At 64.0% G+C, this 22,000-nt stretch carries 13 protein-coding genes; 7 read left to right on the top strand and 6 right to left on the bottom strand.

What is annotated here, in order from left to right; translation table 11 throughout:
- Positions 1 to 22 precede the first annotated feature (22 nt).
- On the bottom strand, positions 23 to 1,933 hold the full coding sequence (locus tag ACQS5P_RS01155; RefSeq protein ID WP_428939069.1) for a C2 family cysteine protease: 1,911 nt from the start codon (positions 1,931 to 1,933) through the stop codon (positions 23 to 25).
- Positions 1,934 to 2,090: 157 nt separating this feature from the next.
- On the opposite strand from ACQS5P_RS01155, the gene ACQS5P_RS01150 reads away from it, so the two are divergent.
- Positions 2,091 to 2,462, top strand: a complete 372-nt coding sequence (locus tag ACQS5P_RS01150) for a rhodanese-like domain-containing protein (protein ID WP_428939068.1) — start codon at positions 2,091 to 2,093, stop codon at positions 2,460 to 2,462.
- A gap of 38 nt (positions 2,463 to 2,500) precedes the next feature.
- On the opposite strand, the gene ACQS5P_RS01145 is transcribed toward ACQS5P_RS01150, so the two are convergent.
- Both ACQS5P_RS01145 and ACQS5P_RS01140 read right to left on the bottom strand, forming a co-directional pair.
- Positions 2,501 to 3,601, bottom strand: coding sequence for a DUF4623 domain-containing protein (locus tag ACQS5P_RS01145; RefSeq protein WP_428939067.1), 1,101 nt, complete (start codon positions 3,599 to 3,601; stop codon positions 2,501 to 2,503).
- Positions 3,602 to 3,780: 179 nt separating this feature from the next.
- Positions 3,781 to 4,674, bottom strand: a complete 894-nt coding sequence (locus tag ACQS5P_RS01140; protein WP_428939066.1) for a type II secretion system protein — start codon at positions 4,672 to 4,674, stop codon at positions 3,781 to 3,783.
- Positions 4,675 to 4,848: 174 nt separating this feature from the next.
- Between ACQS5P_RS01140 and ACQS5P_RS01135 the strand changes: the two genes are divergently transcribed.
- The 3 genes from ACQS5P_RS01135 to ACQS5P_RS01125 all read left to right on the top strand — a co-directional run bounded on the left by ACQS5P_RS01135 (position 4,849) and on the right by ACQS5P_RS01125 (position 8,687).
- Positions 4,849 to 6,378, top strand: a complete 1,530-nt coding sequence (locus ACQS5P_RS01135; protein ID WP_428939065.1) for a glycoside hydrolase family 10 protein — start codon at positions 4,849 to 4,851, stop codon at positions 6,376 to 6,378.
- Positions 6,379 to 6,818: 440 nt separating this feature from the next.
- Positions 6,819 to 7,367, top strand: coding sequence for an NADPH-dependent FMN reductase (locus ACQS5P_RS01130; protein ID WP_428939064.1), 549 nt, complete (start codon positions 6,819 to 6,821; stop codon positions 7,365 to 7,367).
- Positions 7,368 to 7,493: 126 nt separating this feature from the next.
- A complete protein-coding gene (locus tag ACQS5P_RS01125) occupies positions 7,494 to 8,687 on the top strand; it encodes a hypothetical protein (RefSeq protein ID WP_428939063.1) in 1,194 nt (397 codons plus the stop codon).
- Between the two features lie 114 nt (positions 8,688 to 8,801).
- Here the strand turns inward: ACQS5P_RS01125 and ACQS5P_RS01120 are convergent, their stop codons facing one another.
- From ACQS5P_RS01120 to ACQS5P_RS01110, 3 genes are all read right to left on the bottom strand, one after another.
- Positions 8,802 to 11,486, bottom strand: a complete 2,685-nt coding sequence (locus ACQS5P_RS01120) for a sodium-translocating pyrophosphatase (protein WP_428939062.1) — start codon at positions 11,484 to 11,486, stop codon at positions 8,802 to 8,804.
- Between the two features lie 305 nt (positions 11,487 to 11,791).
- Positions 11,792 to 13,531, bottom strand: coding sequence for a hypothetical protein (locus tag ACQS5P_RS01115; protein ID WP_428939061.1), 1,740 nt, complete (start codon positions 13,529 to 13,531; stop codon positions 11,792 to 11,794).
- Positions 13,528 to 15,678, bottom strand: coding sequence for an ABC transporter permease (locus ACQS5P_RS01110; protein ID WP_428939060.1), 2,151 nt, complete (start codon positions 15,676 to 15,678; stop codon positions 13,528 to 13,530). The genes ACQS5P_RS01115 and ACQS5P_RS01110 overlap by 4 nt, the downstream gene beginning before the upstream one ends.
- Positions 15,679 to 16,022: 344 nt before the next feature.
- Between ACQS5P_RS01110 and ACQS5P_RS01105 the strand changes: the two genes are divergently transcribed.
- From ACQS5P_RS01105 to ACQS5P_RS01095, 3 genes are all read left to right on the top strand, one after another.
- Positions 16,023 to 19,046, top strand: coding sequence for an autotransporter-associated beta strand repeat-containing protein (locus tag ACQS5P_RS01105; RefSeq protein ID WP_428939059.1), 3,024 nt, complete (start codon positions 16,023 to 16,025; stop codon positions 19,044 to 19,046).
- Positions 19,047 to 19,098: 52 nt separating this feature from the next.
- Positions 19,099 to 20,178 (top strand): prepilin-type N-terminal cleavage/methylation domain-containing protein, encoded by a 1,080-nt coding sequence (locus ACQS5P_RS01100; RefSeq protein WP_428939058.1) that lies wholly within the window; start codon positions 19,099 to 19,101, stop codon positions 20,176 to 20,178.
- Positions 20,179 to 20,264: 86 nt separating this feature from the next.
- Complete coding sequence (locus ACQS5P_RS01095) at positions 20,265 to 21,989, top strand: endo-1,4-beta-xylanase (protein ID WP_428939057.1); 1,725 nt, start codon at positions 20,265 to 20,267, stop codon at positions 21,987 to 21,989.
- The last annotated feature ends 11 nt before the right edge of the window (positions 21,990 to 22,000 follow it).

Genomic DNA, 22,000 nt, shown 5'->3' with positions numbered 1-22,000 from the left:
TCCTATCGCCCCATTTGCCTGGTTACGCCAGTCGTCCTCCCGCCACCTGGTCGTAGGATTTGAATGCGTCGGCCGCCGTGAGCGTTACGTAGCCGTCCTCGACGCCATCGCCGCCGGTTCCATCGCTGCCCCAGGGGTTGCGCAGCGTCAGCCACGTCGTGCCACTGGCGTCGGTCCAGACGCGGCTGACCATGTAGACATGCAGCCCGACCAGCGTTGTCGAATCCTGTTTAGTCACGAAGCTGACGGCGTCGCCGCGGCTCAGCAGCTCATTGATCGCCTCGATCATCCGCTGGGGTGAATTGAAGGTGGTGGAGGCGTTGACTTGGGTGGACAAACCCAGCGCCCAGTAGGTTTGTTCCGGCCAGCCGCCTTCGATCGAGGCGTAGGTGCCTTGCCCCTTTCGGAAAAAGGCCCATGCCTTTTCGAGGATGGGGATCCACATCGAGTCGCCGTGTCCCAGGCCGGCGTAGGCGGGACTGGAACCGTAAGCGGGCAGGTCGGCATCCAGCCGCAGGAACACGTTCTGTCCGTTCTTGTAGAAGTGCACGCCGAACGTGCCATCGCCCAACTCGACGACGGTTTGGCGGATCACTTCGGGCATGGTCCTGGCGACGGCGCCCAGCGCCGCCATCCAATAGCAGTCGCCCAGTCCACCCTGGCGGATGTCGTCGGGGTGCGGCCCGGCCGGGCCGAACAACGGCTTGCCCGCGAAAGAAACGTACATCGGTCCGGGGCTGGGCACCGCCGGATCCCAGATCTTCTGCCCCAGAAGTTCGCGCGACGGGTGGTCCACCCAGTCGAAGCCGATGTACAGATCAGAGAACGTGGCGACCCGATGCACGTTGCGCGGCGCATCAGCACCGGCGTCGTAGATCACTTCCGTTGCTTCCGCGTCCAACCACAGTTGATCCACGCCCGAGCTGCCCATCAGCGTGTCGCTCTGCCCGCCGCCCAGCGACACGATCGTGTCGTTGCCGGTTCCACCTGAGAGATAGTCGGCGTCGCGGCCGCCGTAGAGCTTGTCGTCGTCTTCATCCCCATAGATGGCATCCAGGCCCGAATCGGCGTAGAGCACATCGTTGCCCCATCCGCCGCAGATCACGTCGCGTCCCGCGCCGCCGCGGATCGAGTCGTTGCCATCTTCGCCGCTGATCAGGTCGATTCCATCGTAGCCGAAGACGCGGTCATCGCCGGCGCCGCAGAGGATGTAGTCGTCCCCGCGTCCGCCGAGGATCGTATCGTTACCCGCGTTGCCGTAAAACCAGTAGTTGCCACTGAACGCCGGGCCGATATTCAGGTAATCGTTGCTCGATCCGCCGGCGAGGGTCTCGATGTCAGAGACGATCTGGTCGTTCTCGCCGGGCGCGCCATCGTTGGCCAGCCCATCGATCGCCAGGCGAAGGGGGGTGGTGCGTGTGGAGTAGTCGGCGGTATCGGCGCCGTAGCCGCCCATGATCATGTCAGCGCCGAGTCCACCGTCGATCGTATCGTTACCATCCTGTCCCCAGATCATGTCGTTGCCGGAGCCGGAAAGGATGGTATCGTTTCCAGCGCCGCCGGTGATGGCGACGCCCAGTGAGCCGGAGAAACGGATATAGTCGCTTCCGCCAAGGCCGTTGATCTGTACGCTTTGCCCGTTATCGAGGATGACCAGGAAGGCGGTTTCGGCGTTTCGCCGGACGGTCAGCCGCGGGCCGGTCGCGAAGTGATTGCTGTAGTTGATCTGGATGGTGTCGCCATAGGGTGTACCGTCGATGATATAGGGCGCTGGCCCGGTGCCCGGGTCGATTGTGCCGGTGCTGCCGCTGAACGTGCCGGCCATGATCGGGCCGAATGACATCATCCGCCGCGATTCCAGTGTTTCGATCGGGCGAAAGCTGTTGCTGTACGGTGAGCCGTGACGCATGCGATGTTTGGATTTAAAGCTCATGGATGTGCTCCGCTATGAGTTCGCACCGGACGATTGGGCGAGGGCGTCCTTCGCCGCGACTTCACTCTTTGAATAGCGCCCGGCGACCCGCCCGCCGCGCGCGCAGCGATGCCCTGATCAGGGCCGGACTGCTGTTGAGCAGAAAGGGAACACCACGATGGCCAAACACTCACCCCGTTTCCTGGCGATCGTGAACGACGCCAGGAGCCGCATTCGTGAATTGAAGGTGGAAGACGTTCGCCGAAAGCTCGACGCCGGGCAGACGTTTCACCTGATCGATGTACGGGAGGAAAGCGAGTGGGCCGCGGGGCACCTGCCCGGCGCCCAGCACATCGGCAAGGGCGTCATCGAGCGCGACATCGAGACGAAGATCCCCGACACGTCGGCGGAAATCGTGCTGTACTGCGGCGGCGGGTTCCGCTCCGCCCTGGCCGCGGATAACCTGCAAAAAATGGGCTACACCAACGTCTACTCAATGGATGGCGGCTTCCGCGGCTGGAAAGACGCGGGGCTACCCATTGAAAGGTGATCCAGCGTCACTGGAAGCGCCGGTGCTTCCAGGCCGCCTCAGCATCGCCTGCGGCGCAGCAGGCTCAGCCCCAGGCCAAGGACCGTCAACCCCGACGGTTCGGGCACTACCGCGAACACCCGCACGCCGTTGTTGCTCTCCAGCACGTAAAGTCTGCCGTTGCCGAAGACCATCTGCCCCGTGCCATTGGTGTTGGCGTTATGCGTGCCCGGGAACGCCTCGCTGTCCAGCAGCACGGGATTCACGGTGTTATCAAGGATGTCGTACAGGCGGATCATCCCGCTGCTGACATCGGCAGTGGCCAGCAGCGTGTTGGCCACATCCACCGCCAGCAGCGCTTCGCCACTGGCGGTGAGTGTGAACGGCGCGCCGCTGTTACGGCTGGCGGTGCCCAGGGCCAGGTCGAAGGTGGAATACTCCAGGTTGTTTGCCGCACCGGTCTGCTTGCCGTAGACGGTGTTTCCCGCGGCAAAGGCGATCCCCAGCCGGTGTGAACCGTTGGCCGGGCCGGTGATGCTCATGCCCGTTCCGCTGAAGCTGAGGCCGTCTGCGGTGCTGAAGACGGCGTAGCTGTTGTAGGTGATGCTGCCCGCGCCGGCGCCATTGTTTCCGCCCATCAGCAGTTGTGTGGATGCGCCTGAGCCGCGGGCTGCCAGGTTGTCTCCGAAGCGTGCGCCCACGGCCCCGGCGGGCGCGCCGCTGAAAGCGACCGTCGGCGCCGACAGCTCATCGTTCCAACGATAGATCTTCAACGGGCTGCTGGAGCTGTTGGTGGTGAGATTGGCCGCGTAGATCGCTCCGTCCTCACCGACGGCGATGGTGCTGAGCACAAAAGTTCCGCCAGTGATCCCCGTGGTGTTCAGCGTTCCCAGGTCCGCGCCGGTGGTTCCGTCCAGGATCTGAACCGACAGCCCGCCGGCGCGGTTCACAATGTAGACATGGTCGTTGATCGGGTTGTACGCCAGCCCTCGCTGGGTATTGTCGGTCGTCAGGTACGCTCGATCCCCGGGAGCCAGATATCCGTCACCTCCGCCAAAGCTGGTCAAGGGATCCAGGGAATACATGGGCGCGGCCATCGCAACTGAGCCCAGCGCCAAACACCCACCGACGGTCGCCGCGCGGAATCGTACGTTGAGCATGTTTCTCCTCTCCAAAAGATGCGTTCGATTCAGCCCACCGGCTGGCTCCGGGATATGCAATTTGTGGAGCCAGCATGCAGCATTTTCTCTCTTATATAATCTACTGCTTTGCGCTTCGGGTCGTCAATCCTTTTTTTGCCTGATTTGCAGGATGCCAAAGCCCGTACCCGACCGCTGGACTATGGCAACGCGCGGTCGAAAGGTGACCACAGTGCGACCAGGCGGCTCTTGCCGGTGGCACGGTCGGCCAGGTCGTCGGCGCGGAACATCGCCACGTGCCCGTCGGCAAAGCCGATGTTGATCCGGCCGCGTGCTTCGGAGGCGAAGCGGGCGCGGTCGTCCTTGCGACGATGCCTTGACCAGTCGATCTCTGTCGCCACCGTGCCGAATCGGCCCATGCCCAGTGACAGGTTGCCGACAAAACGGATGCCCGCCGTCGAGCCTTGATAACCGACCGTCGCGCCCGCGGCATACGTGCCCGAGGCACCGTTGGCGGAGTACTTTTCGGTCAACAGGATCAGTTCCGAGCCGCCGCGGGTCTGGCTGGACCACATCGTTCCCCGATCGGCCGCGGCGAGATTCGCCCCGGCATCGGGGTTATAAACCCAACCATTGGTGGCGGTGTTCAGCACGAACTGATCAGCGACACTGCTGGCCCAGACGTTCATCGCGTAGGATCGGGCCGCGCCTTCATCGTTGGGGCAGATGAACACATTGCCCCCAATGCTGCCCGAGGTGTACTGAACGGTCTTGGGAAGGAATTGGCCAATGCGGTCGGCGTCGTACCAGAGGTTGGCGGTGGGCTGGCCGGGCGGAGGCGCGGGATACATCGCGCCGCTGTTGAGGTTGGGAGGATACTTGCCGCGGTTGGAGGTGGCGTACATCGTCAGGGCGGTGACGAGCTGGCGGATGTTGCTGGCGCACTTGACGTCGTTGGCAGTCTGGCGCGCGCTGGCCAGCGCCGGCAGCAGCACCGAGATCAGCAGGGCGATGATCCCGATGACCACGAGCAGTTCGACGAGCGTGAAAGCCGGGGCAAAAGCGGAGGGAAAACGGACGCGACATCGGCGCATGATTCGGTCTCCGGAGCAACTGCGGCCACTGGACCAGCCAAAAAGAGCGCGACGCTGTTGGCACGTTGATCCAGACTTGACAAAGGGCCCCTCGCCAAGTCTTATATAATTTATTGGGCTGTCGGTAACCTGTCAAGGGATTTTCGAGGGTTTTTCTCGCTGGAGGCGCAAAGTATGAATCAAACAGCATTTGCGTGCGCCGCGATGTTGTTGGCGGGCGCGGTCGTGGCACTTGGGGGCTGCGCGGCGCGGCCAAAGGCCGAGCCGACGGCGTCCGAACAGCCCCCGCCGGCGCCTCGCGAGTTCCGCGCCGCCTGGGTCGCCACCGTCGCCAACATCGACTGGCCCAGCCGGCCCGGCCTGTCCACCGAGCAGCAGAAGCAGGAGATCACCCAGATCCTCGACACCGCCGCCGACCTGAAGCTCAATGCGATCATCCTTCAGGTGCGAACGAGTTGCGATGCGCTGTATCCCTCGAAGCTGGAGCCGTGGTCGGAATACCTCACCGGCACACAGGGCAAACCGCCCAGGCCCTACTATGACCCGCTGAAGTTCTGGATCGATCAGGCCCACAAACGCGGCATCGAGCTGCACGCGTGGTTCAACCCGTATCGCGCCAGGCACGCTCAGGCCGTCGGTGAACGATCGCCCAGGCACGTCTCGCGAAAACAGCCTCAGATCGTCCGCGAGTTCAACGGCTGGCAATGGCTGGATCCCGGCGACGAGCGTGCGGCCAGACACTCGCTGAAAGTCTTCTTCGACGTGCTGGAGCGGTACGCCGTCGACGGCATCCACATTGACGACTACTTTTACCCCTACCCTGATTATCTGAAAGGGGCCGACTTCCCCGACGAGCCAACCTGGCAGCGTTACCAGCAGCAGGGCGGAAAACTCAGTCGCGCCGACTGGCGGCGGCAGAACATCGACCGCTTCATCGAAAAGCTGTATGCCGGCATCCGAAAGCGCGACCGCGCGGCGCTGTTCGGGATCAGCCCGTTCGGCCTGGGCCGGCCCGACCGACGTCCGCCGGGCATCGAGGGCTTCAGCCAGTACGACAAGCTCTACGCCGACGCCGAGCTGTGGCTCCAGCAGGGCTGGTGCGATTATTTCACGCCGCAACTCTACTGGCCGATCGAACAGCAGAAGCAGTCGTTCCCCGTGCTGCTGGATTACTGGAAGACGCAGAACCCGCTTGGCCGACACCTGTGGCCCGGCATGTTCACCAGCAAGATCGACAACACCGACAAGAGCTGGAGTGTAGAGCAGATCATCAATCAGATTGCGATCGCGCGCCAGAAGCTGGGCGAAGACGCCGGACATGTTCACTTCAGCATGAAGGCGATGCTGGAGAATCGTCGCGGGCTGAACGACGCGCTCAAATCCGGGCCTTATGCGCAGGCGGCGCTGGTGCCGGCGACTCCGTGGCTTGACAGCACGCCGCCGCGCAGGCCACGCGCCCGGGCCGCGCGCGCTGCCGACGGCGCAGTCAGACTTCAGATCCAGCCGGCCCTGTTCCATCGCGCGCCGTTCCTCTGGGCCGTGTGGATGAAGCAGGGCGACGAATGGCAGTTTTTGACCTACCCAGCCAGCAAGCGGTCGGTGGAGCTGAAACCTGCCGCAGGTCGCAGCATCACCTGCCTGGTCGTGACCGGGGTGGATCGCCGCGGCAACCAGAGTGAGCCCCTGACCATTCGCCTGCCATAAAGCCGCGGACGAGGTTCAATGGCTGAGCTGCTGCTGAGGCTGCGCGCCGCGCGCCTTTTTCCAGGGTTGATGCAAACCTTCTGGGCTGCGTGCGTGTCCAGAGGACGGAGCCAGGTCGCCCGGGGGAGCCTGCTGCCCGTCAGGGCACAGGGCAGGAAGGCGGGCGAGTGGCGTTGTCCGCGGCGCCGGCCGCGGCGTCTGCGTGGAATGCGACCCAGGGGGATCGCGGGGCGAGGCGGTTGTGCGGGATGATAGCGCGGAGTCGGGGGCGCGATCGACCCACGTTAAGCGACCGCCTCGCCTCTTTTTTTCCTTCGCTTCAGGCGCTGTAACTCACACGCTCAGGTGCCTTTGTCAATGCATCGGCCATCGCCGCAGCTCGGCGCCGCGGCCTCGTTCGGCCTATGATCAACCCAGCCACTGAATTGGAGAGTTACAGGATGAGCCGACCAGTTCTCGTGATCAGCGGAACCAACCGTCCCGCGGCCAACGCCATGAAGGTTGCCCGGGTTGTGCTTGACCACTATCGAAACATGGGGATCAACGCAGAGCTGCTCAGCCTGGCTGAGCTTCCCGCGGAAGTCTTCGACCCCGGTGCCTACGCCGCCAAGCCCGCATCGATGCTGCGATTCCAGCAACGCGTGCTCGATGCGCTTGGTCTGCACGTCATTACGCCCGAATACAACGGCTCATTCCCCGGCGTGCTCAAGTACTTCATCGACATGCTCAAGTTCCCTGAAAGCTTTGAGCGTAAGCCGGTGGCGTTCATTGGTGAGGCCAACGGCGTTTGGGGCGGGCTGCGCGCCGTCGAGCAGCTTCAACTCATCTTCGGATACCGCAACGCATACGTGTTTCCACTACGGGTGTTCATTTCCGGCGTGGGGCAGAAGTTCGACGCCGACGGGCGATTGATCGACCCGTCGATCGATCAGCGCATTGCCATGCAGGTCGATGGCTTCGCCAAGTTCGCGCGTCTGCTCGGCGAATAGATTCACTCCGCAGCAGCGGGAGATGCCGGCCGCGGTTCGGGGGTTGTGGATAGGCTGCGCGAATCCTGTCGATCCAGGTCCGCTGGCTTGGAGTGCCGCCTGCCCGCCCGCTACCATCCGCGGCCCATGGGCTTTGATTCCGGCTCCGTCTCATTTCGCCGCTTTGCCGTGACCGGCGCGGCGCCTGATGCCGTCCAGCAGGAGATGCTCGACAGACTCTCCGAGCACGCCCTGCGCCCAACCGAACTGGGCGTGCCACAGGAGCTGGAGTACGGTTGGAGCGGCGGGCGACATGTGCTGGACGATGCGTTCAGCTTCGAGCACAACGTCTTTGCCGACGCGCTGTGCTTCGCCCTGCGCATTGACAGCAACAAGGTCCCCGGTGAGCTGAAAAAGGCGTATCAGATCATGGAGGAAGAAGCCTTCGCCCGGGGCAATCCGTCCGGATTCATCTCCAGAAAACAGAAACGCGACGCGAAGCAGATCGTGCAGCGCAAGATCGAAGATGAGATGCGCAGTGGTCGATTCCGCCGCAGCAAAATCGTGCCGATTCTCTGGGATCTTGTCGCAGGGGTGCTGTATTGCAACGCCTCGATCAAAGCCGAGGAACAGCTTCATGAGATCTTCGAGCGAACGTTTCCGGGGCTGACGCTTCAGCCGCTGTCGGCCGGGGCGCTGGGGCTTCGCATGCTCGAATCGCGGCACAAGCGACGCGATTACGAAGATCTCCGCCCCACGCGCTTTGTGCCAGGCCCCGAAGGCGAATCGCAGCAGCCGGAATATCCCTGGGTCGCCAAGGGCCCACAGGCCAAGGACTTTCTGGGCAATGAGTTTCTGCTGTGGCTTTGGCAGCAGGCCGATTCGCACGACGGGCAGATCAACATCGATCAGGGATCGATCACGGTCTATTTCGATCGCGTGCTGGATCTGGACTGCGTTTTTGGGCAGACAGGCCGCGACGTGCTTCACGGCGACGGCGTGACGCGCATGCCCGAAGCACTGGATGCCCTGCGCAGCGGGAAAGTCCCCCGAAAGGCGGGCCTGGTCATCGAGTCGGCCGGGCTGATGTACAGCCTCACGCTGGGCGCCGAGTCGCTGGCCTGTGGATCGCTGAAGCTTCCGGCCGTCGAAGACGCCGACAACGCCCGCGTGCTGTTCGAGGAGCGGGTCGCGCTGTTGCGCGACTTCGGCAAGACGCTGGATGCGCTGTACGCGGCCTTTTTGAACGTGCGCGCCAGCGGAAGCTGGGAATCGCACGCCGGCGCCATCCGCAAGTGGATCGTGCAGTCCTCCCGCAAGCCCGTCGCCGCCGTCGCCTGATCAAAGGCTGCTTCAGCCGCGGCGAGCAACACCGGCAAATCCTTCTGCCAATCAGAACAAACAGGCCGCCGATCCGACGGGACCGGCGGCCTGGCGTGCCGAGCCGCGGTTGAATCACTTGGCGGTCACGGGACTGCCACCGGTCTCCGGCGAGACGGCGTTGGCCGGGCCAGTCTCACGCTTGGACTGCCAGATGGCCCAGCCGATCAGAACCACCGCCACCAGGATGACCAGCACCCGCACCAGGTCCCAGCCATGGTAAACCAGCGGCTTGGCCAGCGCGAAGTTTGCCGCCCGCGCCGCCTCGTTCACGCGATTCACCACCGTCAGGTCATACGCCAACATCAGCGGCACGCCCAGCACCGCCACCATGTTCATGACCTTCAGTAGGGGGTTGATAGCCGGGCCGGCGGTGTCCTTCAGCGGATCGCCGACCGTGTCGCCGGTCACCGACGCCTTGTGTTTTTCGGATCCCTTGCCGGTGTCGGGGGTGCGGGGTTCGTCCTCGACCATCTTCTTGGCATTGTCCCAGGCACCGCCAGCGTTGCACATGAAGCTGGCCAGCAACTGCCCGGCGACGATGGACCCGCCCAAAAAGCCCGCCAGCCCGATCGGACCAAGGAAGTAGCCAACCAACACCGGCGTGAACACGCCCAGCACCGCCGGACCCACCAGCTCCTTCTGCGCCGCGCCCGTGCAGATGCTGACAACCTTGCCGTAGTCCGGCTTCTTGGTGCCGGCCCAGATCTCCTTGTCGCGGAACTGGATCCGGCACTCATTGACGATCAGGTAAGCTGCGCGGCCAACGGCGCGGATCAGCATCGAGCTGAACATGAACGGCACCGCGCCGCCGATGAGCATGCCGATCAGCAGGTTCGGCGAGCTGACGCTGAGCAGCCCGGCGACCTGATTGAACACCGACAGCGGCAGCGGCTTTTCCTCCCCGCCGCCTCCCGAGCCGATCACAGTGATAAACGAGGCGTACAGCGAGACGGCGGCAATCACCGCCGACCCGATCGCCACGCCTTTGGTCACAGCCTTGGTCGTGTTGCCCACCGCGTCCAGGTCCGCCAGAATCTGCCTGGCTTCTTTCAGCTTTCGCTCATCGCCGCGGAACAGCTCGTCGTTGAGCTCGTAGCCCATCTCGGCGATGCCGTTGGCGTTGTCGGCGATCGGTCCGAACACGTCCATCGACACCGTGTTGCCGGTGAGCGTGAGCATCCCGATGCCGCACATCGCCACGCCGTAGGCGATGAAGATCGGGTTCAGCTCCGCCATCGTCGAGGAATAGATCAGCACCGACGCGTAGATCGCCGCGCACAGCACGACCGCCGTCCAGACCGCCGATTCATAACCGACGGCAAAGCCCTCGATGATGGTGGTGCCGTGGCCGGTCTCGGTGTTGCGCTTGATTCCCCGCACGGGGCTGTACTCGGTGCCGGTGAAGTACTCGGTCGTGCGGTTCAGCGCGATGCAAAGGATGATGCCGACCAGGCACGTCCAGGCCGGGCGCATGTCCAGCCCCTGGATGCCAAGGTTCGCCCACGCGGGCAGGCTGTTGACGTTGGCCAGCACGTACTCGCTGGCGTTGCCGGCGTGGAAGCGCAGGTAGAAGAATCCCAGCACGATGAACCCGACGACGGAGATGACCGAGCCGATGAGGAAACCCTTGTTGATCTGCTTCATGGCCTCGGCGACGTTGCCCTTGTCGCCGGCGCGGACAGTGTAGGTGGAGATGATCGACCCGATCACGCCGATGGCGCGAACCAGGATCGGGAACATCACGCCCTTGTGTCCGAAGCTGGCCCAGCCAAGGATCATCGCCGCGACGATGGTGACCTCGTAGCTCTCGAAGATGTCGGCGGCCATGCCGGCGCAGTCGCCGACGTTGTCGCCGACGTTGTCAGCGATGGTGGCGGCGTTGCGGGGGTCGTCCTCGGGGATGTCCTTTTCGATCTTTCCGACCAGGTCCGCACCCACGTCAGCGGCCTTGGTATAGATCCCGCCGCCGACGCGCATGAACAGCGCCAGCAGCGTTCCGCCGAAACCGAAGCCCAGCAGGGCTTCATAGGCGTGCTCGCCGTACATCATGAAGATGATGGTTCCGCCGAGCAGTCCCAGACCGTCGGTGAGCATGCCGGTGATGGTGCCCGAGCGATAGCCGTACATCAGCGCCTTGCCGAAGCCGACGGGTGCGGCGGCGGCGACGCGCAGGTTGCCGATTGTCGCCATCCGCATCCCCACGAACCCCACCGTCGCGCTGAACACGGCGCCCATCAGAAATGCCCAGGCGCGGCCGATCGCGTAGTCCGTGGCGTTGAGGCCTCCGGCGACGTACTTGCTGTAGAACAGCACCACGACCAGCACGACGATCAGAATGGCCACGACCTTGAGCTGCCGGGCGAGGTAGGCGTTGGCGCCCTCGCGAACGGCGGCGGCGATGGCCTGCATCTTCGGCGTGCCGGTGTCGGCGCCGGTGACCTGCCGGACCAGCATCCCCGCGTATGCCAGTGCCGCCAGCGCCGTCAGCAGCGAGCCGATCAGCGCGATCTTTTCACCGGTCGAAAAGGTCGATCCGGCGCGCAGCGGGCTGAAGTACTTGAATGCGCCGCCATGCTCCACCTCGCCGCCGGCCGAGACTGCCTGCAGCGTTTCGCCGCCGGGGGCCGGCTGGGCTGTAGGCAGTTGCCCCAGGCTGGGCTGCCAGATGTACAGCCCGGCAAAGAGGCACGCCATGACCACTAAAAAGCCTGTCTTGACTTTCCCCCTTCGTAACGTCCGCCGAATCCCATTCAACATGCTCTGCTCCTGGTACTCAGTGGGGCGCGGCGCATCGCGAATCGCCGGCTGCGCCGTCGTTGCCCGGTGTGTGCTAGGCCAGTCGCGTCGCAGCGACCGCGGCGTGTGAACTCTCTCCGCGCGCCGCAAGCCGCGGTGCCTGGCGCTGGCGAGCGGGGATTATCCATAGGCTCAGGGGAATATGCAATCCGCAGAGGCTCGACAGACAGCTCGGCGATGACGGCATCGTGGCAACAACTGCCCAGCGGACAAACAGTACCGAAATAACCCAAACTCACCCATCCACGATCGCAGCGCAAACTGGCTTACAGACTCGGCAGGTTGCCCAATCGCGTCTTGGCGCGGTCTACATATCTGGAGAATTCGATCCACTCATCGCCATGCTGAAAGGTGTTGGGGTTACTGCCCACCACTGCCGCCACGCCGTTCCAGAGTTGTTCGATCTGCTCGGATGAGAGGTTCTTCTGAGCGATGTTGGCGCGGGTCACGCCCGGCGGGAACAGCCGCTGCGCGATGTCTTCCGTGATGAAATACCGCAGCACCATCAACTGATTGAGGCGAACCGCATCCCGGTAGTTCTGCCTGGCCAGTTGAATCTGCTCGGCGCGCTGCTGGTCTGACGGATTCAGTGCATCCATCGCCCGCAGGTAATGGTGATCGCCTAACGTCAGAGCACGCTGCGCGCGAAGTCCGTCCATGTGCGATTCGTAGGTGCTCAGGTTGGTCTTGTCATTGGCCAGGTGGCGCTCGTATTCGGTGATGGCGTCCAGGACCAGTTCGGCGGAGCGGCGGTAGCTGTAGATGGCTTCATCTAGAGGCGCGCGGCGGGGGATCGGGGCGTCGAGCTTCAGCCCGGCCGTCGGAAGCTCCATATCCAGGCGTTCGGACGGGATGCGAAGCGCAAAAGCCTCCAGCTCGGCGCGCCGACCACGTTCCCACTCCTCCTCCGACCAGTTTTTCAGGGCCAGTGCCGGCCGGCTGTCGATGACCAGATCGCTGAGTTGTGCGTGTTTCTGTTTGTTGACCTCCATCAGAACCTGCGAGCGCTTGTAGTAGTTGTACGCCAGCGCGAACGGCGAGACCCCGTAGGGGAATGGCTCGAATCGCCTGAGGTACTGAAGCTCGCTGCCGTCCTGCCAGTCGGAATTGGCCGGCAGCGACGGCGGGCGCGGAACGCGCGGTTCCAGCAACTGCGGCAGCAGGTTCCCATTGGCATCCAGCAGCGGATCCAGCTCGGTGCGCTGCCAGCCGGGGCCGCGGCGATCCTGCGGCATGTACGGGCGATCCTGGAAGCTGACTCCCGGCCCCTCAATCTCCGCACGGATTTTTTCCACAATCGGCTTGGGCAGGGTAATCGAGACACTGCCCGCCTCCGCGCCGCCGGAGGGCGTGCTGAAGCTGATTCGCCTTCGTGGAACTCCGTGCGCCAGCGCCAGCTCCGTCAGCAGGGCTCGCTTCTGCGGCGGGATCGTCACGCGCACCTGGTCCTGGCGGGCCATCGACTCCTCGCGGATCCGCTGGCGGTAGTAAACCTTCTCGGCACTGTTGCCCAGCTTGTCGAAATAGACCTGCCCGATCGCCGTCAGGATGTTGATGTTGTTCGGGCGCTCGGCGTCCACGCTGCGGGCGTAGTCCAGGGCATCCAGAATCGTGCGATACTTGTTGCCCAGGTTCGCCATCTGCACCGAAATGTTGTACGCCTTGTTCCAGATCTGAAAGATGTGCACCGTGTCGAACTCGGCCTGGAGCAGACGAATCCATTCGATCTTGGTGTCGAAATCCTCCAGTTGCTTGCGGGCCTTCTGTTCCTCGGAGCTTGGCCAGAGGATCATGACCAGCGGACCGCGCAGCCCGCCCAGCAGCAGCGCCAGAGCGTAGCTGTTCATGCGCGCCAACCCCGCGGCGGAGGATCTGGCCGTCGCGGTGGCGACCATGCCGGAGCCGGACGACATGCGCGCCACCGCCGACCACTGCCTGGCAAGCACGGCCACCACAAGCGAGACGACGAGCACGACGACGATCGGCAATCTGCTGGTGCGGTTCACGGCGCGACCTCTTTGTTCCTCAGGAAAACATAGCTCAACACCATCATCGGCAGTCCAAACGCGCCCAGGACTGCCAGCGGAGACAGCAGCCTGGCGGCGGAAATCGTCACGCCGCGCTCGATGTCTTCGATCGCCGAAAACTGCCCGATGTCCGGCAACACCTTCGACAGCGCGTTGAGCAGTCGCGCCATCGCTTCCACCGAGGCGCTGACGACCCTGGCCTGGCTGGCCTCGCGGAAGCCCAGGTCGGTGGCGACCAGGTTGCCAATTCCCGGCGCTGTCGCATCCCCAAGCTGCATCACGCCCCAGTGCCCAAGCAGGATCACAAGCGTCAGCACGATCGCGATCGGCCAGGAAAGGAACGTACTGCAGAACACCGAAATGATCACCACCAGCACCGAGAGCATCCACAGGATCAGCAGACTCTTGGCCAGGTTCCAGTCGAAGCTCTCGACGGAGGAGATCATCGACAGGGAAGCGGGCAGCAGGCCGACGTAGTGGTGTTCGGTGAGATTGCGAATGTAGACATCGAAGTTTCCGCCGCTCGTCTGTGGCGCCGGAAGGTTGAAGTAGGCGGTGCGATTGTTCTCCGGATAGACCAGCACGGGCGTGGAGCGAATCTCGGGGTTATAGGGATCGACAACGGTGATCTGGAGTCGCGTGGGTTCGGCGTTGGCGTCATCGTCGCTGCTGCGTTCGATCCCCACGCGCAGCTCGAAGGCCACACCCTGCACGCCCACTGTCGCCGGCGCCGCATCACGGAACTTGTAAATCGCCACTGGCGAGCGATCCGGCGGACCGCCGCGAAGCTGCTGACCGTAGGTTCCGCTGCGCGCCCGCAGCAGTGGCCGGGCCGGCTCGATCCGCCCGTCGGGTCTTTCGATCGGCATCGGCGCGATGATGTTCGGCTGGACCGTTGGCGAGACGCTGGGCACGATCAGGCACACCGGATGGCTCAGCGGGTCGTTGGCATCGCTGCTCGTGTCCACAAAGTACTCCACCCCGCTGCTGATGCCCGTCAGGTTCACATACAGCCGCCGCGTCTTCAGCAGGTTGCCCATCAACTCCGGGGGGATATGGACTATTGCAGCGGATTGCCCGCTGGGATCGTTCAGCGTGATCGCCTGGCCGTTGTTGAGCTGCCTGGGATCGACCAAGCTGTTCAGGTTCTGATCGAGGATCTGAATAGCGAGCTGAGCAGTCTGGGGCGTGCGGGGTGTGGATGATCCTGTGGACGTCGCGTCGGGCGCAGTGGTCGCGGTGCTCGGCGCAGCGATTCCTGGCGGCAGGTCCGATTGACTTTGCTGCTCCTGTTGCGACTGATCGACATAACGGCTGGCGCCAAACCCCACTCGCACATGCACGAACAGCCCGGCGGCCCCCGGCGGCGCGCCCTCGGCGCCGGGAGGAATCAGCGCCTGCTCGGAGATCGCAAACGGTACGAGCATCTCGCCCTCATCCGAGCCGAAGAACCACTTGCGCGTCTCGCCCGCCACAGGCTCACGCGCCAGCACCTCCAGTCCGTCAGGCTGCTCGATCGTGCGGGAATTGAGCAGTCCGGCCGCCGCCCAGTACTCCAGCGTTGGTCTGGACGCCGAATCGACGGCGCCGGCTTCCAGCCGGGCGACGATGTCCCGGCGCATGCTCCAGGCCCGCGCGTGCAGGTATAGAAAGCTGAAGACCCCCATGATCAGCAGGATCGCCGCCGACACCCGCGCAAAACCCAGCACTTTACCGACCACGATCTCCAGCCGTGTCGTCGGCTTGGTCACCACGGTGTAGATCACGCGATTGTCGATCTCCCGCGGCAGGTTGGTGCACGCCAGGATGATCGCGGTGATCGTCACCACCATCCCGGTGGCAAAAAGGCTGAATTTGATGGTCTGGCGAATTGCGTCCTGCTCGTCGATCGGCTTCTGAAGCTGCGAGACGACGATCACCCCCAGGATGGCCAGTGGCGTGATCCACAGCACCTTTCGCCGGATCGACTCGGCGAAGCACACGCTGGAGACGGCCCAGGCACGCTTGAGACTGAAGCGCTTCAAGTCACCAAAGCCATAGACCAGCAGTCCCAGCAACACGATCACGGCGGCGACCCACCAGTGAACCTGGGATTCCACGACCGATTCAACCTGCGCACAGAGCATGATGCGGAATAATACGGGCCGACGCACTGGCAAGCCAGCGATCCGCCGCCACGCGCGCGTGCGAACGGTTGGGCGCATTGCACCTACCCAAGCCTCCGCCACCAAGCCGTTTGCGCGCCGGTCAGAGCGGGCGCGAGCCAGCAGCATGCGTGTGCCGGCGCGGCGGGGGTGTGGCTTGGGCCGGGTTTGGATTCTGTGATTTTCGTTGACAGGTCCGACGGGTTCGGTAAGAATACGTAATCGTTTACCTATTGGTGAACGGCGTTGCTTCGTCGCACGTCGGCTCACCGGTTGATCGCGTCGGTGGCTTCTGGCAGTCGGACATCTTTTGAGGAGGGTTCGTTATGCTCAAGCGCAGCAGCAAGTCAGGCCGGGCCGGCAGGGTTGGCGCGCTGTTGGCCGCCGCGGTGGGTGCGGTCGCCGCAGGTTCATTGGCCAATGCTCAGACCGGCTCGTTCCTCTCGGTCGATCTGAACGGCGGGTATATCCTCTCGCAGAACGCCACCAACCTGGGCTGGGACGGAACGGCCAACCAGCCGGTCTTCAGCCCCGTGCTCGGCACCAGCTTCACCTGGTCGCCCTGGGGCGGAACGCTGACGCAGGGTGGCGATGGCGTGCAGTTGCCGATGACCGGCGGCGGATCGCCATCGGGTAATCACGGCGGCTACCCCACCGTCAACGCCGGGGTCTCCACGCCGATCAGCAAGACCTTCAGCACCGGTTCCGTCGCCTCCGGTGCCATCACCGTCAGCATCGCCGCCGGCACGCAGGCGATTTCGCTGAACAGCCGCGACCGTGGCACGCCCAGCGGCACCGCGAATTTCGGCGATATGTATCGCGACTCGCTGTTTGCACAGCGGGATACTGCCCTGGGACTTGGCTCCAATCCGCTGGTGATCACGATTTCCGGGCTGGATCCGAATCAGACCTACAGCTTCACCGGATTTGCGTACGACCCGTTCAGCTCCGGGCAGATGATCTTTGGCGCCGCCAACCCACAACCCTACGGCTACACCGACACCGGCGACGGCTTCATCTTCATGAACCCGCCGGAGCCGCTCAATTCCTCGATTCTGGGGCCGAGAATCACCTGGGAAGGCCCGGTCCCGCCGGCCAACGAATACGCCTACTCCAGCACCTTCAAAGTGACCGCCGACGCCAGTGGCAGCGTCACGTTCTACGAATGGGCCAACGGCTATGCCGGCGGATCGCAATCCTGGACGATGCTGGGCGGATTCCAGGTCGGCACGGTAGCGACCAGCACCTGGAACAGCGCTTCCAGCGGCAACTGGGGCACGGGCCCGTGGATCGGCGGCGCGCCCAATGCCGCCGACGCCGTCGCGAACTTCGGCTCGATTGCCGCCGCTCAGACCGTCAACCTCGAAAGCGGCAAGACTGTCGGTGTGCTGACGATCGCCAGCCCAACGCCCTACACCTTCGCCGGCAGCACGCTGACTATGGAGTCGGCCGCAGGGCAGTCGTGGATCAACGTCAACGGCGGCACCAGCACGAATGTGACTCACGTGATCAACGCGCCGGTCGCGCTGAACAACAACACCTCGGTGCGCGTCGCGCCGCCTCAATCCAACCTCGTTGTCAACGGCGCGATCTCCGGATCGGGGGCGCTGAACAAGTTTGGCGACGGCGCACTGACGCTGACGGGCAACAACAGCTACTCGGGTGTGACCAACATCCACGCCGGCCGGCTCATCGTCAACGGCACGCACAGCGGCGGGGGGACTTACACGGTGGCAGGCGGGGCGGTGCTCGGTGGCAACGGAACGATCAACGCACGAGTCAACGTCTACAACGCCGGTAACATCTCCCCAGGCTCCAACGGCATCGGCACGCTCACGGTTGACCAGCTCGTATTCGGCAGCGTCAACGTCAGCAGCGGGTCGGTGAACCTCAACTTCGAGCTGGGCAGCTCGGGCGCCGACCGGCTGATCGTCACCGCGCCCGACGGGCTGGGATTTGCCGTCAACGCCAACAACTCCAACCCCTGGACCGGCACTGTCAACTTCAACATCACGGATATCGGCGGAATGAGCGCGGGCACGTTCACGCTCGTCGATTACGCCGGAACCGCACTGACCGATCCGCTGTTCGCCCGCTTCGCGCTGGCTACCTCGGTTGTCAGCGGGTTTTCACTGACGCTGATCAACAACACCGCCAACACGTCGATCGACCTGAGCGTGAGCTCGTCGGCGGTCAGCACCAACTGGACGGGCGACGTGGACGGCAACTGGTCGGTGGCGGGCAACTGGAGCGGCGGCGTGCCCAACGGCGTGGATCACTCGGCCAACTTCGGATCGGTTGCGTCCAACCGCTATGCCGTGACGGTCGACAGTCCCAAGACCGTCGGCACGATGACGTTCTCCAGCACGATTGGATACACGCTCTCGGGCGCGACGATCACGATGCAGGCCAGCAATGGCGCGCCCTCGATCATCGCCGGCGCCGGCAGCCACACCATCGCGGCGCCGATCACGCTGAACAACTGGTTGTTCCTGACGGTGGCCGGCGGGGCGACGCTGAACTTCACCGGGCCGGTGATCGCGACCCCGGCCGGGCGGTCGCTGAACAAGGCCGGCACCGGCGTGGCGCAGTTCCAGCAGATCAATACCGGCACGCTCACCGTCGCCGCCGGGCAGTTGCGAATCAGCACCAAGCCCACGGCCAACAGCGCTACGGGCACGACGCGGGTGGATGCGTTGGTGATCGACCCGGCCGCCCGGCTCGACCTGAACAACAACAGCCTGATCATCAACAACGGCAGCCTGGCAACCGCCACGGCGCAGATCAAGACCGCCCTTGAAAACGGCGGGAACTTCGACTGGCTTGGCCCGGGCATCGGCAGCACGCAGGCCAATGTCCAGAACACCACCGCCGGCAGCTTCTTGTATGGCTTGGGCGTCGTGCTGAATGACTTGGCTCAGGTGGGAGGCAGCGGGCCGATCTACACCGATTTCGCCGGTGTCAGCGGCCTGGTCGGCACGGAGGTGCTGGTGAAGTTCACCTACTTCGGGGATGCTGACCTCAGTGGCTCGATCGACGCCACCGACTACTCGCTGATCGACAACGGGTACGTCAACAGTCTCAGTGGCTGGATCAACGGGGACTTTGACTACTCGGGTGTGATCGACGCGACGGACTATGCCCTGATCGACAACGCGTATGTGAATCAGGCTGGTCCTCTGGCCGAGGCGCTGATCGCCGAGCATGCCCGGATGTTCGGTGGTGAGTACCTGGCGGCGCTGCGGGCGGTGCAGGCGGGAGTTATTCCGGAACCTGCATCGCTGGGTGCGCTCTTGGGTGTGGCCTGTTCGCTGCGTCGGCCTCGCCGCCGCCGCGCCGACAGGTGCTGACTGTTGGACCGGAGGCGGGAGATCCAAAAACCCGTTTTGTGGAGGTCGCGCCATGTGGTATCGCCAACTGCAACGCCGACGACACGCACCACCAGTCCGTGGCCGTGGCTTTACGCTCGTGGAGCTTCTGGTGGTCATCGGCATCATCGCGGTGCTCATCTCCGTTCTGTTGCCGGCGCTGGGTCGGGCGCGCGAATCGGCCAACAACGTCAAGTGCCAGGCGAACCTCCGATCGATCGGTCAGGCGCTGGCGACGTATGCGTCGCTGAACCGCGGGGTTCTTCCGTACGGAACCTGGTCGGGGGTTGACCGGCGGTCCGACGGCTCGTCCTACGTTCCGCCGGGCGTCAACTATCAGAGCCGCGCCACGCGGTGGAATCTGCTGCTTCAGAACGTGATGTCCAGTCGCAGCGGGGGCAACTTCATCGACGCGGCCACGGGCGGAGGCAACGTCGCCCGCCTGCGCGAGGCGTTCCAGTGTCCGTCGGCGCCGACCGACTCGACCACGCAGCAGACCTCGTCGGCCACTGTGCACTACATGTGCCATCCACGGATCATGCCCTACGTGGGTGGCGCATCGCCGGATGGGATGTTCCCCGCCGCGGGCGTTGTCGGGCCGGGTGCGGTTTCCGGCGGCAAGAAGGGGTACTTGCGCAACTGGAAGCTGTCGCAGATTTCCAACGCCGCCGAGAAGGCACTGATCTTCGACGCGCCGCTGGCCTATGAGCCTTGGCCGACGTCGACCAGCCCGGCGATCTGGCACGTGCGCTGGGAGACGCCCGTGGCCGGGCACATCGACCACGGCGCGCTGTACGGGTGGAACGGACAGGACAGCTATCTGCTGGAAGGCGAGGGCAAGCTCGATCCGGGCAAGAGCATCAACATGCTGGCGCAGACCAACGAGGCCGACCCGGTCAAGATGGCCAACACCGACAGCATCTACAACACTCAGACGATCCGCTTCCGCCATTTCAAGGACACGGGGGCAAACGTGCTGATGGCGGATTTCCACGTCGAGAGCTTCAAGTACAACAAGAACAAGAGGCCTGATGACCCTGATGTGACCAATTTCCTGCGCAAGTACATCAATGTTCCCCTGAAGAACATCTCGTCGTCGCCGGCGTTTCCGTGACCTGGTCAGGCGCGTGGCGCGAGGCAGGGGGTCTCAAACGCCATCGCCTTGCGCGGTTCCTGGAGTGCACTTTTATGTCTACAACTGTGAATGATTCCCGGACGCGCCCGGTGCTGAGGCTGGAAGTGGGCTCGGTTCGGCTGGGGCAGTTCGAATTGCACGGCGCTGAGCAGTCGCTGGGGCGGCTGAGCGTCGTGCCGGTCGAGGGCCAGCCCTTCAAGCAGGCGCTGCGCGCCCAGACCCGCGCCACGGCACGCACGGAATGGAACGTGCAGATCCGCGCGCCCCTGGCAGGCACGATCAAGGCCGGCGACGTGCTGCTGGCCAGGTTCTGGATCCGCTGCATCGAATCCAAGACAGGTGAAGGGTTCACGACCTTTCTGTTTGAGCTGGCCCGACCCGGCTGGGACAAGTGCGTGGAAGTGCGCGCCAGCGGCAACAGTCACTGGCAGCAGTACGAGGTGCCGTTCCGCGCGCTGCGTGATTACGGCCCGGGCGATGCGCAGGTCTGCTTCCGGCTGGGCTTTGAGCGACAGACGATCGAGATCGGGGGACTGGAGCTGATCAACTACGGCAAGTCGGTGAGCGTGGACGAGCTTCCGCGCACGCGCATCACCTACGCTGGCCGCGAGGACCACGCCGACTGGCGCGCCGCTGCGCAGCAGCGGATCGAGCAGATTCGCAAAGGCGATTTGCGGGTGAAGGTGCAGGACGCATCGGGCCGGCCGATCCCCGGCGCGCAGGTGCGTGCCAGGATGCTGCGTCATGCCTTCGGCTTCGGCTCGGCGGTCGATGCCGAGGAACTGCTCGGCCCGGATCCGGACAACCGTATCTATCGCGAGACGTTCGAGCGGCTGTTCAACCGGGCGGTCTTCGAGAACGACATGAAATGGCCGCAGACGTACTATGGCGTGCCACCGCGGGTGGACGAGGCGGTGAGCTGGCTTCGAGAGCGCAATATCGCCATCCGCGGGCATTGCCTGATCTGGCCGAGCTGGCGCTGGCTGCCACGCGACCTGAGGAACTACGAGAACGATCCGCCGGAGCTGCGCCGCCGCGCCGCCGCCCACATCAGCGAGCTGGTCAGCCACTTCAGGGGCCAGCTCATCCACTGGGATGTGATCAACGAACCGTACAACAACCACGACCTGATGGACATCCTGGGGACCGAAGTCATGATCGAGTGGTTCCAGCTCGCCCGCCAGGCCGATCCGCAGTGCAAGCTGTTCCTGAATGATTATGAGATTCTGTGCGCCGGTGGGACCAACCGCCAGCACCAGGATCATTTCTACAACGCCATCCGTTACCTGATCGACAGCGGCGCGCCGATCGACGGCATCGGGATCCAGTCGCACTTCGGGCTGGATGTCACTCCGCCGGCACACATGCTCAAGATCCTGGATCGCTTCAGTGAGTTCGGACTTCCCATCGAGTCGACCGAGCTGAGCATCAACATCTCCGACCGCCAGCTTCAGGCCGACTTCATGCGCGATTATCTGACAGCGGTTCTCTCGCATCCCAATGTGCATGGGATCATGCTGTGGGGCTTCTGGGAAGGCCGGCACTGGCGCCCGGACGCCGCGCTGTTCGACAGCAACTGGCAACTTCGCCCGCACGGGCAGGTGTGGATCGACCTGGTTCACGGACAGTGGAAGACCGACGCGACGGCCACAACCGACCACAGCGGGCAGGCGCTGGTGCGGGGATTCTGCGGCGAATACGAAGTCAGCGCCAGTGTCGATGGACGAACCACAGTCACACGGACGCAGCTTCCGCGCAACGGCGCCGAACTGACGGTGACAGTGGAGTGACGCCGCCGGCC

Origin of the sequence: Fontivita pretiosa (assembly GCF_050410795.1) — a bacterium.
Taxonomy (GTDB): domain Bacteria; phylum Planctomycetota; class Phycisphaerae; order Tepidisphaerales; family Tepidisphaeraceae; genus Fontivita; species Fontivita pretiosa.
The sequence above is the reverse complement of the archived record's forward strand: the minus strand, read 5'-3'. Positions and strand labels throughout refer to the sequence as shown.